Origin of the sequence: Aerococcus urinaeequi (genome assembly GCF_001543205.1) — a bacterium.
Classification (GTDB): domain Bacteria; phylum Bacillota; class Bacilli; order Lactobacillales; family Aerococcaceae; genus Aerococcus; species Aerococcus urinaeequi.
In genome coordinates, this window is the sequence record NZ_CP014162.1 from 333,971 (window position 1) to 353,173 (window position 19,203).

The 19,203-nt window shown below is 36.6% G+C and carries 15 protein-coding genes; 3 read left to right on the forward strand and 12 right to left on the reverse strand.

Annotation, left to right across the window (positions count from 1 at the left end; genetic code table 11):
- Positions 1-7 precede the first annotated feature (7 nt).
- From AWM74_RS01530 to AWM74_RS01550, 5 genes are all read right to left on the reverse strand, one after another.
- A complete protein-coding gene (locus AWM74_RS01530) occupies positions 8-1,333 on the reverse strand; it encodes a 6-phospho-alpha-glucosidase (protein WP_026466346.1) in 1,326 nt (441 codons plus the stop codon).
- A gap of 38 nt (positions 1,334-1,371) precedes the next feature.
- Positions 1,372-2,985, reverse strand: a complete 1,614-nt coding sequence (locus tag AWM74_RS01535) for a PTS transporter subunit EIIC (protein WP_034258257.1) — start codon at positions 2,983-2,985, stop codon at positions 1,372-1,374.
- 150 nt (positions 2,986-3,135) lie between these two features.
- Positions 3,136-3,870 carry a MurR/RpiR family transcriptional regulator gene (locus tag AWM74_RS01540; protein ID WP_026466348.1) on the reverse strand — a complete coding sequence of 245 codons (735 nt, stop codon included), beginning with the start codon at positions 3,868-3,870 and terminating at the stop codon, positions 3,136-3,138.
- A 135-nt stretch (positions 3,871-4,005) separates the two neighbouring features.
- On the reverse strand, positions 4,006-5,373 hold the full coding sequence (locus AWM74_RS01545; RefSeq protein ID WP_051218266.1) for a PTS sugar transporter subunit IIC: 1,368 nt from the start codon (positions 5,371-5,373) through the stop codon (positions 4,006-4,008).
- 15 nt (positions 5,374-5,388) lie between these two features.
- The gene (locus AWM74_RS01550) at positions 5,389-6,762 is read right to left on the reverse strand and encodes a glycoside hydrolase family 1 protein (RefSeq protein ID WP_051218268.1); all 1,374 of its coding nucleotides are present in this window, start codon (positions 6,760-6,762) and stop codon (positions 5,389-5,391) included.
- Between the two features lie 151 nt (positions 6,763-6,913).
- Between AWM74_RS01550 and AWM74_RS01555 the strand changes: the two genes are divergently transcribed.
- The gene (locus AWM74_RS01555) at positions 6,914-7,630 is read left to right on the forward strand and encodes a GntR family transcriptional regulator (protein ID WP_026466349.1); all 717 of its coding nucleotides are present in this window, start codon (positions 6,914-6,916) and stop codon (positions 7,628-7,630) included.
- 39 nt (positions 7,631-7,669) lie between these two features.
- On the opposite strand, the gene AWM74_RS01560 is transcribed toward AWM74_RS01555, so the two are convergent.
- From AWM74_RS01560 to AWM74_RS01590, 7 genes are all read right to left on the reverse strand, one after another.
- Positions 7,670-8,128, reverse strand: coding sequence for a YdcF family protein (locus tag AWM74_RS01560; protein WP_236702841.1), 459 nt, complete (start codon positions 8,126-8,128; stop codon positions 7,670-7,672).
- Positions 8,129-8,395: 267 nt separating this feature from the next.
- Positions 8,396-8,767, reverse strand: a complete 372-nt coding sequence (locus AWM74_RS01565) for an NAD(P)-dependent oxidoreductase (RefSeq protein ID WP_026466350.1) — start codon at positions 8,765-8,767, stop codon at positions 8,396-8,398.
- Between the two features lie 227 nt (positions 8,768-8,994).
- Complete coding sequence (locus AWM74_RS01570; RefSeq protein WP_026466351.1) at positions 8,995-9,708, reverse strand: polysaccharide pyruvyl transferase family protein; 714 nt, start codon at positions 9,706-9,708, stop codon at positions 8,995-8,997.
- A 514-nt stretch (positions 9,709-10,222) separates the two neighbouring features.
- On the reverse strand, positions 10,223-12,865 hold the full coding sequence (gene adhE / locus AWM74_RS01575; protein ID WP_026466352.1) for a bifunctional acetaldehyde-CoA/alcohol dehydrogenase: 2,643 nt from the start codon (positions 12,863-12,865) through the stop codon (positions 10,223-10,225).
- 313 nt (positions 12,866-13,178) lie between these two features.
- On the reverse strand, positions 13,179-13,949 hold the full coding sequence (gene pflA / locus AWM74_RS01580) for a pyruvate formate-lyase-activating protein (protein ID WP_026466353.1): 771 nt from the start codon (positions 13,947-13,949) through the stop codon (positions 13,179-13,181).
- A gap of 41 nt (positions 13,950-13,990) precedes the next feature.
- Positions 13,991-16,249, reverse strand: a complete 2,259-nt coding sequence (gene pflB, locus AWM74_RS01585; protein ID WP_051218270.1) for a formate C-acetyltransferase — start codon at positions 16,247-16,249, stop codon at positions 13,991-13,993.
- Between the two features lie 189 nt (positions 16,250-16,438).
- Positions 16,439-16,798: a metal-sulfur cluster assembly factor gene (locus AWM74_RS01590; protein WP_003142512.1), complete on the reverse strand. Its 360-nt coding sequence runs from the start codon at positions 16,796-16,798 to the stop codon at positions 16,439-16,441.
- 146 nt (positions 16,799-16,944) lie between these two features.
- Here AWM74_RS01590 and AWM74_RS01595 point away from each other — a divergent pair, with 146 nt between their 5' ends.
- Positions 16,945-17,187, forward strand: a complete 243-nt coding sequence (locus AWM74_RS01595) for a DUF1858 domain-containing protein (RefSeq protein WP_003142510.1) — start codon at positions 16,945-16,947, stop codon at positions 17,185-17,187.
- Positions 17,180-19,165, forward strand: a complete 1,986-nt coding sequence (locus tag AWM74_RS01600) for a DUF438 domain-containing protein (RefSeq protein WP_051218272.1) — start codon at positions 17,180-17,182, stop codon at positions 19,163-19,165. Before AWM74_RS01595 ends, AWM74_RS01600 begins: the two co-directional genes overlap by 8 nt.
- Positions 19,166-19,203: the final 38 nt, after the last annotated feature.

Consider the following 19,203-nt stretch of genomic DNA (forward strand, 5'->3'; position numbering starts at 1 on the left):
ATGACTCCTATTTTAATTCTGGCCAAAATTCGCCATTTGCTTCAATTAAGTCATCTAACACTTCTCGCGCTTTAGTAGCTGTCGGAATGGTTCTAGATAATGTATAAGCTTGCCATACTTTTTGGTAGCTGCCTTCAATAAAGCCTTCCACTAACAACTTCTCAGATGTTAATTGTTGGAACATTAAGGCTTGTTCAAATTGTGGAATCTTTCCTTGGGTAATTGGTTCTGGCCCCTTACTACCAATAATACATGGTACTTCAACCATTGCATCGTCAGGGAAGTTGGCAATTGCCCCATTATTTTCAACGATCATAATCATTCTTTCGTGTGTATTAAAAGCAATTGCACGCGCTAAATCCACAATAAACGACGCATGACTATCAATATGGAAACCATTTTCTTTAGCGGTACCATTTTTAATAATATTTCTTGCAGTGTCAAAGACTTCTTTTTCACGGCCATCCATTACTTCATTAGCGCGGGTATAGTCTTTATTAGAGTGCGCTACCATATCTTCTGGGAATAAGTAGTACTGTAAGTAAGTATTTGGTAAAAAGCGTGGTTCTACCGCAAATAGGTCTTTAGCTTTTTTATGGGTTTCTTGCCAAGAAGGATCCGTATGTTGCGTATCAATCTCTACTTGATTAAGATAACCATTTTCCTTCACATAAGCTTTCACTTCTTCGGTGTAGTCAGTACCATCTTTACCGCGAATAGAAGTCCACCAACCAAAGTGGTTTAAACCAAAGTAATCGACTTCAAGGTCATCTGGTGTCATACCTAAAATTTGCGACATCCGGCGTAAAGTACCCACAGGCATATCACAAATATTCAAGACTTTAGACGTTGGACGTAATACTCTGCAAGCTTCAGCCACGATTGATGCAGGGTTTGAATAGTTCAACATCCAGCAATCTGGTGCGTATTCTTCCATCAAATCAATCAAGTCCATCATGCCACCAATCGAACGCATACCGTACGCCATACCACCTGGTCCACAAGTTTCTTGACCCACTAAATCGTGTTTTAACGGTATTTTCTCATCTAATTCACGCATAGCATATTTCCCAACCCGAATATGGGCCATACAGAAATCCATACCAGTAAAGGCAAGCTTTGGTTCGTCTGTGTAAGCAAATTCAATTTCTGGCGCTTCTTCTTTTAGCATGATATCAATCGCTTCACCGAGAATAGCTTGACGCGCTTGATCATTGTCATATAAATAAAGTCTTTCTAATGGAAATCGGTCAAGATTATCCACCAACATTCTCACGATACCTGGAGTAAATGTGCTTCCGCCACCTGCAATAACAACTGAAAATTTTTTCATTTTTATTCGCTCCTCATTTATGCCTATAATCATTCTATTTAATCTTCTGATTCGAATCCTAGTACTTGGTCGACTGCTTTTCTGACAGAACCAACTTGAACCCCGTACACAACTTGTACATTGTTCCCCTTCTTAACCACACCACTGGCTTGGGTTTCATTTTTCAAACCAGCTTCGTCAACTAAATCTGGATCTTTTAAAACGGTTCTTAATCTTGAATAACAGTTTGTCACAGATTCGATATTGTCTTTACCACCTAACAACTCAACAACAGTCAACCCTATACCGTCACGTTCGTTAGTTGGAGCAGTCGCCGTTTGTGTTTGGCCAGTAGATTTTTTCTCTATATAGTCTTGTTTAGAATAAAGTTTGGTTTCATTCCCATCATCTTCTCGACCAATCGTTTTTAGATTCATTAATTGGATTAAAACTCTAAAGACAATAAAGTAAATGACAAAGAATATTAGGCCCACTAATATATACATTGGCCAACCTGTCTTCTCAATTCCTAATGGCACATTCATTAATAAGAAGTCTATAAAACCATTTGGACCAATCGAGCGTACGTTTAATACATTTAAAACGACCATACTTAAACCACTTAAAGCTGCATGTACAACATATAGAATTGGTGCAATAAACATGAATGAAAATTCAATCGGCTCTGTAACTCCTGCGACAAATGATGTAAAAGCTGCTGGGATTAGAATTGCTTTAGCTTGCTGTTTCTTTTCTGGTGTTGCTGTGACATACATCGCCAAACAAGCACCTATTAAACCAAACATTTTAGAAATACCGCGTGCATCCCAAATCACACTTTGTGACAACTGTTGGATAGCTGGGTCGACCATTTCTGCATAGTAAATATTTCTTGATCCTTCATAGACCACATCACCAATCGTTTCAATCCCACCCAATGATGTATAAAGGAACGGCGTATACACTAAATGGTGTAAACCTGTTGGGATTAATAAACGTTCTAGAGCACCATAAACGAAAATGCCAAAATTACCTGCTTGCTGAATCCATCCGCCTAAAGAATTGATCCCTGCTTGGAAGAATGGCCAGATAAAGGTCATACCGATTGCAAAAATAACAACTATTGGAATCAAAACAATAAAGGCAAAACGCGTACCACCATAAATATTAAAGGCATTGTTAAATTCAATCTCAGCATATTTATTGAAAATAAGCGCAATAATTAACCCCAGAATAATTCCAGCAAACACACCCATATCTAAAACTTGGACACCTAACACCGTAGTTTGTCCAGTTCCCTGAAGTGCTTCAGGATCTGCTAACATGCCACGTAAATCCATAAAGCGATTCATCGCATTAATAAAAACAAGGAATGCTAGCATAGCAGTAAAACCGGCTTCACCTTTTTTCTTATTTGCTAAGCCAACTGTAATCCCCACACAAAATATCAACCCTAAGTTTTGTAAAATCGTCACAAGTGACCCCGTTAGGATACTACCAAAACTCGTTAAAACTGGATTATCTAAAAATGGCATAACAGCTAATAAATTCGGATTAACCAATATATTTCCAATCGCGATCAATAAACCCGCAATAGGTAGAATTAAAACTGGAATAAACATTGCTTTAGAGAATCGTTGCATAACGTCCATTAAATTTTGACTCTTGTTCATATTTCGAACCTCCTTTGAATAAAACCACTTTACCATTAAAACGCTTACAAATGTTTATTCTCAATATTTTTGAACATTTTCCCTTCAATATGAAACATTTTCCGCAAAAAAGCGTAACTACCCATAATTACAGTAGCTACGCTTAAATCGTTATTTAAATGACTGTTCAATGACGTATTCTAAATAAAGCAATAATAATGAATAAAAGTGAGTTGAATAGATATTATTGCGGTCTAAAAACTGGTTATCATCTACTATAAAGGCAATGTCTGACTGCTTAGCCAACGTATTATCATAGGAATGCGTGAAAGAAATCACACCTTTACCATGTTCTTTGGCAATCATCGCCTTATTATTGACCATTTCTGTTTCACCACTTTTAGAGATACAGATAATGTGTGAAATACGATGGAGATTGTTTAAAAATAATGTATTTGAATCAGCACCATTAGAATAATAAACGAGTTCACCTTTCCCAAGCACCTTTTTATAAAAGTATTCTCCCAAAATACCTGAATAACCCGTTCCAATCACATACATGGCATTTTCATTATCTTGAATAATTTGCCCAAATTGGATAAGTGCTTTTTCATTTTGCACGAAAATCTTTCTGACATCCTCAGAAATACCATTTATATAAGTATCAAGGTTACTATTTTCGACACTCACTTCTTGCTTACTCAAGTGGTAAATCATATCTGTAAAACCGTCAAAACCTAGCTTCTTACTTAAACGAAAAATAGTCGACTTTGACGTGTAAGTCTCATCAGCTAATTTTTGAATAGTTAGTTGCTTAAGGTTACTTTTATGTAACTTTAAATATTCTAAAACTGAATTTTCCATTTCTGAAAAAGATTTATCCGATGTATAAAATTCTTTTACCATATATACCCCTTTAACTACTTAGAAAATTTCTTCATATCCTCATCTCCTTTATTATACCTTGAAGTAAGCGCTTGACCCAAATTTGAAAAAAGAATCCCCAGCTTCAACTAGAGATTCTTTCAACAATTGCTTTATTTATACAGTCCAATCCATGTCGTCATCTTCAACTTGATTACCTTCATTCTTACCTTGTTCAATCTCTGCTTGTTTTATCGCCACGCGTTCAGAAATCTTAAGGAATGGGATGTAGAATAAAGTTGTCACAGCTAAAATAATGATTTGTAGTAAGACCACTTTCAGGTCACCCCCACTCGCTAGGAAGCCTGAAATTAATGGTGGCGTTGTCCAAGGAACCAGCACAATTAATGGCTCTACAAAACCAACCACAGTCGCTAGATAACCGATTAATGCTCCAATTACTGGAGATAGTACAAATGGAATCATCATCGGTATATTGAAAATGATTGGTAAACCAAAAATCATCGGTTCATTAATTTCAAATAAACCAGGCGCAATGGAAAGTTTCGATACTTCCCGATAAGGTTGGTACTTACTTACTAAAAATACCGCAATAATTAAAGCTAGGGTGCCGCCCGTACCACCCATTTGTGCGTAAACCGCTTGGAATGAAGAGTTAATAATATTCATTGGTTCTTGCCCATTGGCTACAGCATTCATATTTTCGTTCATATTCACAAGCAATAACGGATCTGTTAGTACACCATTAATTACCGATTGATGAATACCTAATGTAAATAAGAAATTACCGGTTGAATAAATCAACAAATAGCCGAATATAGAAGAATTGACCGCACGTAATGGTTCTTGGATAAGTGTTGAAATTAAAGTCACTAAGTCGGTATGAAAAACGACACTTAATAGAGCAGAAATAATCGCAAAGAATGATAAGGTCACAATTGTTGGAATCATTGTTGAAAAACCTTGACCAACTGCTGGTGGTACCTGTTCACCTAAGTTAATTCGTAATTTTTTATTGTTAGCTAGTTTCATGAAAACTTCTGTAGCTAATAACCCCATGATAATCCCAGCAAACATCCCTTGAGTACCTAATTCATTAAAAGATACTACTCCCGAAACCTCTACCGGATCGCTACCATCAATCGGTGTTGCCAATCTAGAGATAGACATCATAATAAATAAAGAAGCAGTTGCAACAGAAGTCGCTGAAATTGGACTTGAAAAGTTTTTATTTGTAGCCAATGAAAAAGCAATCATTGGTGCAATCAAGAGACCAGCGATATTCAAAGTACCATTTGTGATTACATTCCCAAAAGTTTGAAAATTGGCCAGTGTTTCACCACTCAAAAATATCGGGAAAATCACATTATTCACCAAGACGGCAAGCCCAGCAAGAATAAACATCGGCATAATATTAGCAAAAGCATCTCGCAAACTCCGCAGATGGACTTGGTTTCCAATCTTAACAGAGAAATTCGTAAATTTTTCAATAAAAACATTGTCTTGAACTTTATTTTGACTCATGCCACTTCACCCCTATTATTCTTTATTCAAATTATATTTTTCATTGTATTCCTGAATAGTTTCCTTAAACCATTGGTAAGATTTCTTCGGTACCCGTTTCATATCTCTCAAATCATGATTGGTACGGTTGACATATACTAGGCCGTAACGTTTTCGCATGTCACCTTGAGAGGATAAAATATCAATTAATCCCCAACCTAGGTAACCTATGATTTCCACTCCGTCTTCATGAATGGCATCAAACATCGCTTCCATATGTGCTTCATGATAAGCAATACGATAGTCGTCTTGAATTGGATTTTCTCCGTCCCATTCTTCCTGTACACCAATACCATTTTCAATTGGGAAGACTGGCAGCTGATATCTTTGATACATTTTATTCATTACATCACGGAAACCTAATGGGTCAATTTGCCAATTCCATTCAGTTGTATCAAGATGGGGATTATCCACTTTACCTTCAACTAAGTACCAGTTAGGTTCAGTATCTACCGGAATTTTTTCTGCCGAAATGGTTGTTGAAGCATAATAAGAAAAACTCAAATAATCATTATAGTGATTTGCAATTGCAGCAAGTTCTTCATCTGTTGCTTGCCAGTCAATTTGTTTATTTTTAATATAGGTCAACACTTCATTTGAGTATTGTCCTTTTGCATATGCATCTAATAAATTATAATTAATGAATTCATCCCATTTACGAGCAGCCAAGATATCTTCAGGTTTTGACGTAGCTGGATACACCTCACTATAAGCCAACATACCACCCATCTTCGCATCAGAATTTTCATGCAAATAGTTGGTGATTTCTGCATGACTAGCCATCACATTATGCATGATTTGATATAACTCATGGACATCTTTCTTGCCATTTTCGGCCCCAGCAATCAAATAACTAATATTCGGTTCAGAATACAGGTTTTGCTCATTAAAGATAATCCAATACTTCACCTTACTAGAAAACTCATCAACCATTTTTTGACCATAACGAACAAATGCTTCTTTCACATGTTTTGAAGTAAAGCCATTATATTGTTCAGCCAGGTGAAGTGGCATATCAAAGTGGTATAAACAAATCATCGGTTCAATATCACGGGCAATTAACGCATCCACAATACGGTGATAATAGTCGATACCTTCTTGATTAAAATCACCGTCCCCGTCCTGCACCACACGGGACCAAGAAATTTGGAACCGATACATATTCATCCCTAGATCCTGAATATAATCAAAGTCTTCCTCAAAGTGATGGTAATTATCATTTGCAAAATGCCAATCACTCGCAAACTCACTAGCTTCTCTTACATCATAGACTGATAAAGACTTACCGCCTTCATTCCAGCCACCTTCAGTTTGCATGCTCGAAACAGAATTTCCCCAATAAAATGTCATGTTATTCCTCCTCAAAATATAGTAAGCGTTTACATTTATAGGTATATATTAAAACAAATTTCCGATAGGAGAAAGACATCAAACAAACTTTGTAAACGTATCAGTTTACAAAGAGATAAGCAAATTCTATAATTTATTAGAGGTGATTCTTTTGTCAAAATATACGAGCATAGCTGACGATTTACGCGATCAAATACTCATAGGAAAATATAAAGATTCAGATAAATTGCCCAAGCAAGCAGACCTAGCTGACTTATACCATACAAGTAGAGTAACAATTTCTCGCGCTATTGGTATTTTACAGCTAGAAGGCTTACTTTCTACCGAGTTTGGTGGCGGTACTAAGATTAATCGAATCAATACCGAAAATCAGTTTTTTGACCATATGATTAATACCCCATCTGGCGCTAGTTATAACTACGGCGGCAAGGGTCAGCTAACTTCTACCATAGTCTCCTTCGAACAACGATTACCTGTAGACTTTGAGCAGCAAAAACTACATATCAAAAAAACGGATGAAGTGTATGATATCATCCGCGTGAGAAACTTAAATGGTCAGCCATTTATTATCGAATATACGATAATGCCAGTAAAAGTGATCCCTAATATTACAATGGAGATATTAAGTGATTCTATCTATACCCATATCCAACACACTTTAAATCTTGATTTAGGCAAATCTTTTCGTATCATATCAGCAGATGAAGCAGATGCATTTGATAGCCAATATTTACAAACGGAAATAGGAAAACCAATCCTAGAAATCGAACAAGTCGCTTTTCTAAAAAATGATATACCCTTTGAATATTCCCAAACTCGTCACTTATATAACAAAGGGCGTATTATTTATGTAGAATTATATCGATAGAAAAAAGCCACCCTAGCTGGATGACTTTTGACTAGCTTATCAGTCTTCATCTACCCAATGGTAAAGGAAGAACATGTAGCCCCAAAATTTCTTAATTTCACGGAAACCGCCAGCTTTTAAATAACTAGGCCCCTCATTCCATTGCACGTTTTTACCATCAATTTCACGATATGAAGCCACATAGGTTAAGTCAAAACCGTAATGACGGTTTTGTCGTTCATAAATCATTTTGGTACGTAACATATGATAATCAGATGATGTAATAATTGCTGAGTCGTAGCCTAAATCTGTCATCATTTGTAATGTATTGCGGGCATTCGTATAAGTCGAAGTTGCGTTTGCATCATTTAATAAAGATCCTGCTGGTGCGCCGGCCGCTACATAATAAGCTGAATTAGATTGCGTTAAAGGGCTCACAATAATCTTGCCCGAACTTGAATATCCTTTATTTAATAACGTGACAGCCTCACTAGCTCTTTCGTTTGAGCCTTCTGGCACAATGATAATATCAGAAACAACTGGTTCTTCATCTACAATTAAATTCTACTCATATTTTTTCCTTTTATGATTAAAAAACAATCTTTTTCTAATCATTATCTTACCATATCACGAGTAAAACCTAGTAGAAAAAACTTGATTAACTTTATTTAAAGAATAATTGTATGTTGATATGACGCAATTGTAGCAATTTCTCCACTAATAAAAGTTTCTAATTCAGCCAAATAATTAGCTTGCGAAAGTCTTTGTTGCTTCAAGTCTGCATCTTCAATATAAGTAATCAGACTGCTTTGAATAGCTGTTATTTTGATTTTGCTCAATCATATATAAGAATTTATCTAAAGGTAAATCTTCAGACATGTCGACAGTATTCAACACACAGTCTTGTATATCAATGATACGTTGTGCGTTATTAGGATTAAATAGAAGTGCTAGGAATACTATCCGAGCCTGTTCTAAAGCTTCCTCAACTACACTATCATCGTTTGGTCCCACTAATATAAATTCGACACCAGGAATTTTGTCAATATCTGCCTTCGAATAGACAAATGCAATCACTTCATATCCAAACTGACTAAAAAGTAAAACTGCATTTTTACCGATTTGCGAACCTGCGCCAAAAACTGCTACTTTATTCATAATCTTCACCAAAATCTTTTTCTACGGATAATTTTTCTTTAAGAATGTATCTTTTTCACTCACATATCAATGCTATAAAATATATTTCGGTATTTTAAATACAAAGTAATGTAAAGATACCACAATCCCGCTATTAGACTTCTTCAAATTTCCGTGAGCAAACCATTTTTTTGAAAAAAGGAATTGCCATCTATTCTGAGCAATTCCTTTCAAAAATAATTTCCATTTTAGCTTTTATCAACGTGCTTAGCCAAATAATCCATGCGTAGCTGATATAACTCTTTCATATTTTGCTGATAGAGTGTTGATTCAAATAAGGCCCTTTCTTCAGTAAGAATCTTTTCAAATTCTGCTTCAATCCATTCAAAGGCGTCAGTGAAATTTCCCTTCATAAACCTCGTTTCATCCACTCGTAGATGGTTGAACACCTGTTTAATTAGACCACCATTTTTATTATAGTAATACCGCTTATCCCCTACTTCATCTTTCATCACAGACAAAATAGGCGTTTGATTGGCAACTGCCAATACTAGTGCATGATATCTACTAGTGATAACTAACTCAGCATTTTGAATCAGGTTGACAGCATCTTGCACTGGTAAATATCCATGATCTGTAAAATCGATGAAGTCCAGTTCAGGAATTCGAGCTTTCAAAAATTCCCCCTGATTCGTACCACCATCACCAATATTTAATGGTAGGAAAACCACATCCACATCATACTCAGTGTTCATGTATTTAACAAACTGTTTATAAGCATCTATTTCCTCTTGGATAACCTCAATTGGCTGATAGGTTTCAATTAAAATGTACCGGTCTAAATCTAACTGAATCGTAGGTGATAGTTCTCGCAATTCAGGTTGAATGAATAACAAATCATCCGGAATAAAAGTCACTTCATGGTGGGTAGCCAATTGATCAAACCAAATTTTTGAATACATTTGGTCACGAGCAGCCACCTTCCTCAAGTTGTGTGACATCAATAGTTTGAAGTGCTTTGGTAGCAACTTTTCCAATATTAGGTAAAGCGTGTGACATAATACCCTCTCCTTCAGTTTTTTTCACTGTATATCACTATATTAATATATAAGCCCATACTAAAAGGAGAAAATGCCTGAATTCAAAGATAAGCGTAAATAAGCTTACCTCAACAAGTGGAAGAATTAGTTTATATTCTTCCACTTAAGCACCTCAGCTGGAACAATTGGTATTTATTCTTCCAGTTAATCACCTCAGCTGGAACAATTGGTTTTTATTCTTCCGGTTAATCGCCTCAGCTGGAATAATTGGTTTTTTTCTTCCAGTTAAGCGCCTCAACTGGAACAATTTATTTTTATTCTTCTAGCTAGGTACAACTCAAAACCAAAAAACGTATATGCCTTACTTGCGCAAGTAAGGCATATACGTGTATAAAAGGGGATCAAATTTAGGTATTACTAGATGCGTTGGATACTATTAATTGTAGTTTGCTTGTCTTTCTTTATATCCATAATATGCATCTTCAAGGATTTCTTGCATTTCATTTACTAAAGCTAAGCGTGGATTCACTGGTGTACATTGGTCCTCAAAGGCTAAGTAGGCGATATCTTCTGTTTTATCCATGAAGGCAGATTCATCAACGCCCTGGTCTTTTAGACTCATTTGAATTCCAACACGTTCTCCAAGTTCGAACACAGCTTGTGCTAAGTTTTTTACTCCTTCTTCTGGAGTTTTTGCATCAAGTCCGATTAATTTAGCGATGTCTTGGTATTTTACATCTGCTTTGTAGTAATTGTATTTTGGCCAGTTCGCCTGTTTCGCTGGTCGGGTTCCGTTATAGCGAATAACGAATGGAAGTAAAATCGCATTTGTTCGACCGTGAACTGTATGGAAAACTCCACCAATCTTATGAGCCATTGAGTGGTTAATTCCTAAGAAGGCATTACCAAATGCCATACCCGCCATAGTTGAAGCGTTATGCATTCTTTCACGTGCTTCTGGATCATTATATTTTACTGAAGCTTCTAAGTTTTCGAATACAATCTTAATTGCTTGTAAAGCCAGTCCATCGGTAAAGTCGTTAGCCATCACTGATACATACGCTTCGATCGCGTGTGTTAACACGTCCATCCCTGTATCAGCTGTAACAAAATCTGGTACAGTCTCAACTAAAGCAGGATCTACAATTGCGACTGTTGGTAGTAATGAATAGTCCGCTAATGGGTATTTCATATTATTTTTCTTATCAGAGATAACCGCAAATGGTGTCACTTCAGATCCTGTTCCTGATGTCGTTGGAATACCTACATACTTCGCTTTAGACCCAAGTTCTGGGAACTTAACCGCTCTTTTACGGATGTCTAGGAATTTTTGAACTAAATCTCTAAAGTCTACTTCTGGTTGTTCGTAGAATAACCACATGACTTTAGCTGCATCCATAACAGATCCCCCACCTAGTGCGATAATTGTATCGGGTTGGAATTGAGCCATCGCTTCAGCTCCACTTCTAACAGTTGTAATATCTGGATCTGGCTCAACGTTATGGAAGATTTGGTAATTTACTTTGTTTTGGCGTGCCTCAAGTTGGTCGATAATTCTTTGCGTAAAGCCGAGTTTCATCATTGATTCATCCGTAATAATCATGACACGTTCAACATCAGCCATTGTTTTTAAATATTGGATTGAGTCACGTTCGAAATAAATTTTTGAAGGTACTTTAAACCATTGCATGTTATTGCGTCGTCTCCCTACTGTTTTAATGTTAAGTAGATTCAATGCTCCGACGTTTCCACCAACTGAGTTGCGTCCGTATGATCCACAACCTAGAGTTAATGAAGGGATGAAGGCATTGTATACATCTCCGATTCCCCCGAATGTTGAAGGAGAGTTCCAAATAACTCGAATGGCTTTAACTTGACGGCCGAATTCATTTGCTAATTCTTGATTTTGTGTATGAATCGCAGCTGAGTGACCTAATCCAAAGAACTCAACCATTTGTGCAGCTTTTTGAATTCCATCTTCAGTTGTTTCTGATTTCAATAAGGCTAAGACTGGAGATAGTTTTTCGCGTGTTAATGGTTCGTTTGGTCCAACTTCTGACACCTCTGCTACTAGAATATTTGTTTCTTCCGGAACGGTGAAACCTGCTTGTTCTGCAATCCATGTCGCTGGTTTCCCAACAATTTCACTATTTAATTTTGCGCCAGCACAGTTTTCACTGAATGCTTTAGAACCGAAACAAAATTCCTCTAATAGTGCTTTCTCTTTTGAATTTACGATATAAGCATGATAGCTTACTAATTCATCTTTAAATTCTTTATAGATTTCTTTATCAACAATTGCGGCTTGTTCAGAAGCACATACCATTCCGTTATCGAATGATTTACTTAATACGATGTCATAAGCTGCTTGCTTAACGTTTGCTGTCTTTTCAACGTAAGCTGGCACATTTCCTGCCCCAACTCCTAACGCTGGCTTACCACATGAGTAAGCTGATTTAACCATGGCATTTCCACCAGTGGCTAAGATTGTCGCAACCCCATCGTGATTCATTAATGCATTCGTTGCATCTAACGATGGTTCTGTAATCCACTGTACACAGTTTTCTGGTGCACCTGCTTCAATCGCTGCATCTCGAACGATTTGAGCAGCGTGAGCCGATGACTCAAGTGCTGCCGGGTGAAATGAAAAAATGATTGGGTTACGAGTTTTTAATGCGATGAGCGCTTTGAAAATAGTTGTCGACGTCGGATTCGTTGTCGGAGTGATGGCGCAAATAACTCCAACAGGTTCAGCAATTTCTGTGATCCCCGTCACTTCATCATCACTGATAACACCAACTGTCTTCATATCTCGCATGTAATTTACAACGTGCTCACAAGCAAATAAGTTCTTTGTCGCCTTGTCTTCAAATACACCACGGCCAGTTTCTTCAACCGCATGTCTTGCTAAAGTACCATGTTGATCTAAAGCTGCAACTGAAGCTTTCGCTACAATGTGATCAATTTGCTCTTGATTAAAATGATCGAATTCCTCTAAAGCAACCAAACCTTTTTCTACTAAACCATTAATCATGTAATTAACATTTCCGATAACATCTTTTTCAATTAATTCCGTCATTGTTACGCTCCCCTTTTCTTTATCTTTGATTACATGTTACTCTTTTCACAAATGAAAGTAAAGAGGTTTATTGTTAAAAATGCTAATATAATAGATTTTTATTAAGTGTTATAACAGTTATTTATGCTGTTTCAATCAATGATAATTCTCGATATGTGATTAAATGAGCATCTTGACACTTCTGTTATATAACAACAATGATATTGTTTTATTGATATTAATATTTCTTTGAATATACTGGTAATATTTGCTAGAAATAAATAAAAAGCGTAACACTGTTTTAAAGTGTTACGCTTTAATTATGTCGCTTTATTTAATCATCTAAATATCCTTTATAGCGTTCTGTTCTCAATAATCTTTTAGCATTCTCGACCCGTTCTGCAGTCGGTGGTTCGACTCCTTCCAAACGGTATTTAAATCCAAGTGCCTCATATTTGTAGACACCTAGTTTATGATATGGAAGCACCTCGAACTTGCGAACATTTGATAAAGTTTCAACATAATCGCCTAATCGAATCAGATACTCATCGTAATCCGTACGCGTTGGAACAAGTACGTGACGAATCCAAACAGGTATATTCAACTCTGAAAGTAATTCAGCCATCTGCATGATATTCTCATTGCGCACACCCGTTAATTTTACATGACCTTTTGGATCAATATGCTTAATATCAAATAAGAACAGATCAGTATACTTCATCAGTTCTTCAAATTGTGAGCGGAATGGTTCCTCTAATGTAAAGGGTGCGCCACACGTATCAATGGTTGTGTGGACACCATGTGCTTTACAAATTTTGAAATATTCAATCAGAAATTCGATTTGAAGTAAAGGTTCTCCCCCACTTACAGTTACCCCGCCGCTATTACCCCAAAAAGATCGGTATTGTATGGCTTCATCGAATAATTCTTGCGGAGTATAAGGTGTTCCCCCACGCCTATTCCAAGTATCCGGATTATGACAAAACTGACAGCGTAGACGACATCCTTGCATAAAAGAGATGAATCGTATCCCTGGTCCGTCAACTGATCCGAAACTTTCAGTCGAGTGGACGTTCCCAATAATTGGTGTTTTAACTTCTGACAAGATATATCCCCCTTTCAACAAGATATCTAAAACTTAAGTGATTACATTGAACTGTGCATTGTACGGTTAATAACATCCATTTGTTGCTCTCTAGTTAATTTGATGAAGTTTACAGCATAACCAGATACACGGATAGTTAATTGTGGATATTCTTCTGGGTGATCCATCGCATCTAATAACGTTTCACGGTTAAACACGTTAACGTTTAAGTGGTGTCCACCTTCTTTAATATATCCGTCTAACATATTCACTAAGTTATCTTTTTGAATTTCTTCATCTTTACCTAATGCTTTTGGAATGATTGAGAATGTATTTGAAATTCCATCTAAAGCATATTCGTAAGGCATCTTAGCAACTGAAAGTAAACTTGCTAACGCCCCATGAGTATCACGTCCGTGCATTGGGTTCGCTCCAGGAGCAAATGGCTCTCCTTCACGACGACCGTCTGGCGTGTTACCAGTTTTCTTACCGTAAACAACGTTTGATGTAATAGTTAAGATTGATGTTGTATGGATAGCATCACGGTATGTTGGATGTTTCTTAACTTTAGTCATGAATGCTTTAAGTAAATCAACACCGATCTCATCGGCACGTTTATCGTTATTACCGTATTGTGGGAATTCACCTTCGATTTCATAATCGACTACCAAGCCATTTTCATCACGGATTGTTTTTACTTTCGCGTATTTGATTGCTGATAAAGCATCAATCGCTACTGAGAATCCAGCAATACCTGTAGCCATCGTACGTTTTACATTTGTATCATGTAAAGCCATTTCGATACTTTCATAGCTGTATTTATCGTGCATATAGTGGATAACATTTAATGAATTGATATACAATCCTGCTAACCATTCTAACATGTCATCATAACGTTCCATCACTTCTTCATATTCTAAGTATTCTGAAGTAATTGCTCGATAGCTTGGTCCAACTTGTGCTTTCGACATTTCGTCGACACCACCGTTGATTGCATATAATAATGCTTTTGCTAAGTTCGCGCGCGCACCGAAGAATTGCATTTGTTTACCAACTTCCATCGCTGACACGCAACATGCGATGGCATAGTCATCACCGTAAATTGGACGCATAATGTCATCATTTTCATATTGAATAGCTGATGTGTCGATAGACATCTTCGCAACAAATCGTTTGAAATGAGTTGGTAAGCTTGGTGACCATAACACTGTTAAGTTTGGTTCTGGTGCTGGTCCTAAGTTTGATAATGTATGTAAGAATCTAAATGAATTTTTAGTTACTAGTGGTCGTCCATCAATCCCAACTCCACCGATTGATTCAGTTACCCAAGTTGGATCTCCTGAGAATAATTGATTGTAATCAGGTGTACGTGAGAATTTAACTAGACGTAATTTCATAACGAAATGGTCAACTAATTCTTGCGCATCTTTTTCTGAAAGCACGCCTGTAGCAAGATCACGTTCAATATAGATATCTAGGAATGTAGATGTACGACCCAATGACATTGCTGCCCCATTTTGATCTTTAATTGCCGCTAAGTATCCTAAGTATAACCATTGGAATGCTTCTTGCGCTGTTTCAGCTGGACGAGTTAAATCAAAGCCGTAAATATTACCTAATTCAATTAAATCTTGTAAGGCACGGTATTGTTCACTAACTTCTTCACGTAGACGCATGACTTCTTCGTTCATTTGTCCGTTACCAATATTTGCGTAGTCTTTTTGTTTCTCTTCCATTAAACGGTTTACCCCGTATAATGCAACACGACGATAATCTCCGATAATACGTCCACGACCGTAAGCATCTGGAAGTCCTGTAATTACTCCTGAACGACGAGCAGCACGCATCTCAGGTGTGTATACATCAAATACACCTTGGTTATGAGTTTTGCGGTACTCTGTAAAGATATGTTCAATTTCTGGATCAATCTTGTAGCCATATGCTTCTGCAGATTGAACAGACATACGGATTCCACCGAATGGTTGTAAACTACGTTTGAAAGGTTTGTCAGTTTGAACACCCACAACTTTTTCAACGTCTTTGTTCAGGTAACCCGCATCATGTGACGTAATTGTTGATACAACTTTAGTATCCATATCTAGAATGCCACCAGCATCACGTTCTGCTTTTGTTAGTTCCATTACTTGATCCCATAATTGGAAAGTTTCAATCGTTGCACCTTCTAAGAATGAATCATCACCTTCGTATAAAGTATAATTCTCTTGAATAAAATCTCTAACATCAATTGACTCTTGCCATTTAGTCCCTGTAAAACCTTCCCAAGGATTAACATTCATTTTTTCGTTTTTTAATTTTTCCATGGTATCCCCTCCATATAAATTCGAAGCAAACATCTAAACTTGTGATTAATTACACATATGATAAACTATTTTTATACCTAAAGCAATAGGATATAACAATAAGCAATAGGATATAACAATTATTTATGTGAATTTTAGAACATTGTACAAAAATAGCCCCATCGTTAGACAGGACTTTTAAATATTAATTTAATTCGGAATAAAATCACTCGGAATACCTAAAGCAATACGAGCAAAGCGTGAGATGCGAGATAAATCCCAATGCGGTTTAAAGACAACTTTTATATCGATTTCAGTAATTTTATCAAAGTTAGCTAATTGATATCTCACGTCACTATCAATGAAGTCTGCTAAGGGACAACCGGCAGTTGTTAAAGTCATTATGACTTCAACCTTCCCTGCTTCATCCATATCTACTTCATATATTAGGCCTAAGTTCGCAATATCTATGCCTAACTCTGGATCGATGACTCCTGTTAATTGCTCTAGTAATTCTTCTTCGTACTTTAATGCTTCGTTTTTGAATAGAATACCAAATTCTTCATTCATAAAAGATGTTCCTTTCGTTTAAATAATATATTTATTTTATTCATATTGCTTATGAAGTTTTTGTTCGCTAGTATTCTGTAATATAGTACGTTTAGTTTATACATAAATAGATTTAATATCAATCGAATTTTATAAGGAGTAAGAAAATGGAAAATCAAGTAGACCTTAATAGACCTGTGAAACAAGTCCTTGATTCACACCCTGAACTTCTCGACATTCTTGTCGATTTAGGCTTTAAACCTTTAGCTAATCCAGCCATGAGACAATCGGTTGGAAAAGTTGTCACACTAAAACAAGGCTGCAAATTAATCAACCTTCCTTTGGAACAATTAGTGAATGAACTACAATGGAACGGCTATACTGTCATCGGAGGTGACGTGAATGAGTAATAATACAGACAATCGCATAGATATATTAGAAGGTATTCTTCTTAAACTGCATCATGGAGCAGATCCTGAATCAGTTCAGGATGAATTTAATGAGCATTTCACGGGTGTGAGTGCCATTGAAATCTCCATGATGGAGCATCAATTAATGTATGGGGATAGTGTGATTACGTTTCAAGATGTTCTTAAGCTATGTAATGTTCACGCGAATCTGTTCAAAGGTACGATTGAAGATGGTAAAGCCCCCGATGCTGATCACCCCGGACACCCCGTAACAGTATTCAAAGAAGAGAATATGGCGTTACGCTCTGCCCTGCTACGGATTAACAATATTCTGGATACCTTTGAAGAAATGCCGGTTGAAGAATTGTCTGATGGAATGATTAAAGGACTTAAACGTCAATATGATATCATCGGGCAATTTGATAACCATTACAACCGGAAAGAACATTTATTCTTCCCGGTTATGGAAAGTTACGGCCACGACGCTCCACCAAAAGTTATGTGGGCAAAAGATGATGAGATCCGTGACTTATTCAAACGCGCCTATAAAGCCATGGAAAAATTTCCCGATATTAAATTTTCAAAAGTAAGAGATACGTATGAAGCTTTCCAATTTGAATTCAATGAAATGATTTTTAAAGAAGAAGCTATATTAATTAATATCTTACTTGAAAGTTTCAATCAATTGGATTGGTACAACATCGCCCTACAAAGCGATAATTACGGCTATGCAATTATTCCTCCTCGCGAAACTTGGGAACCAGAAAACCTGGCAGACTTACTCGAAGAAGATACGAAAAAAGCTGAAGAATTAACAATTCAAGAAGTACCTACACCAACTAAGTCAGTTCAAAAAACAATGAATACAGTGGAAAGTAAAACAATCGAAACACGAAAAATTACCGTTAATGGCGGTCAATTTACCGTTCTTTGGGAACCAGATGAGACGCTTGACTCAAGCAGTAACCAAATCATGAACCCAACAGTGCCTCTTTCGATTGGTGATGGTTACTTGAGCTTAGAACAAATCAAAGTCATCTTTGATTACATCCCAGTGAAAGTTACTTTTGTTGATCAAAATGATATCGTACAATACTTCAATCACAAGAAGGAGTCATCAATATTACCACGACACGCTGAAAACATCGGTGCTAAGGTAGAAGATGTCTATCCAGAAGCAGTCTGGGATACATTAGAACCCATTGTTCAAGCTTTCAAAGATAACACATTAACTGAAGAAAGCTTTTGGTTTGAACATGAATCAGAATTTTTATATATTTCGTATAAAGCACTCTTTAATGAATCCGGGCAATATCAAGGGTTCGTTGAAATAATACAAAATATCCAACCTATCTTAGATATTCAAACGGATAAATGGCGTAATTTACTCCCTCAAAGTAAGGTTGATTTAACACTTAAGGAACCAGCTAATTTAACTCAGGTTAATCACAAACATCAGTCTCAAGCAGAATCACAAGTACTTCAATTTGGTAAAGGACAGTTGGAATTCAACTGGTCTGTAAGCAATGAGACAGTAGTCAATGATCCAAAGGATTTTTCTAATGAGCAATTGATTAGTATCGGCGAAGGATATTTAAGTTTAAAGCAAGTGAGACTCATTTTGGATTCAATGCCCTTTGAGGTTACTTACGTTGACGGCAATCATAAGTTTAAATACTTTAATAATATCGGTCCTTATGACGAGATGCTCTTCCAAAGATCACCTTTAGAAATTGGACGTGACTTAGAATATTGTCACCCAGCTAGAGTTTGGCCAAAGGTTAAACGCTTATCTGAAGACCTTCAAGCACAACGTCGTTTTATTGAACCTATGTGGTTCTCACCTGGGAATAAACTTATTTATATCTTGTATATTGGTGCGCAAGATCAAAATGATAATTATCATGGTATTGTGGAGACCGTTCAGGATGCTTCAATGTATGTTGAATTGGACGGAACAGAGAAACGATTGTATTAAAAAAATCGGTTATTACAAAAAATGTAATAACCGATTTT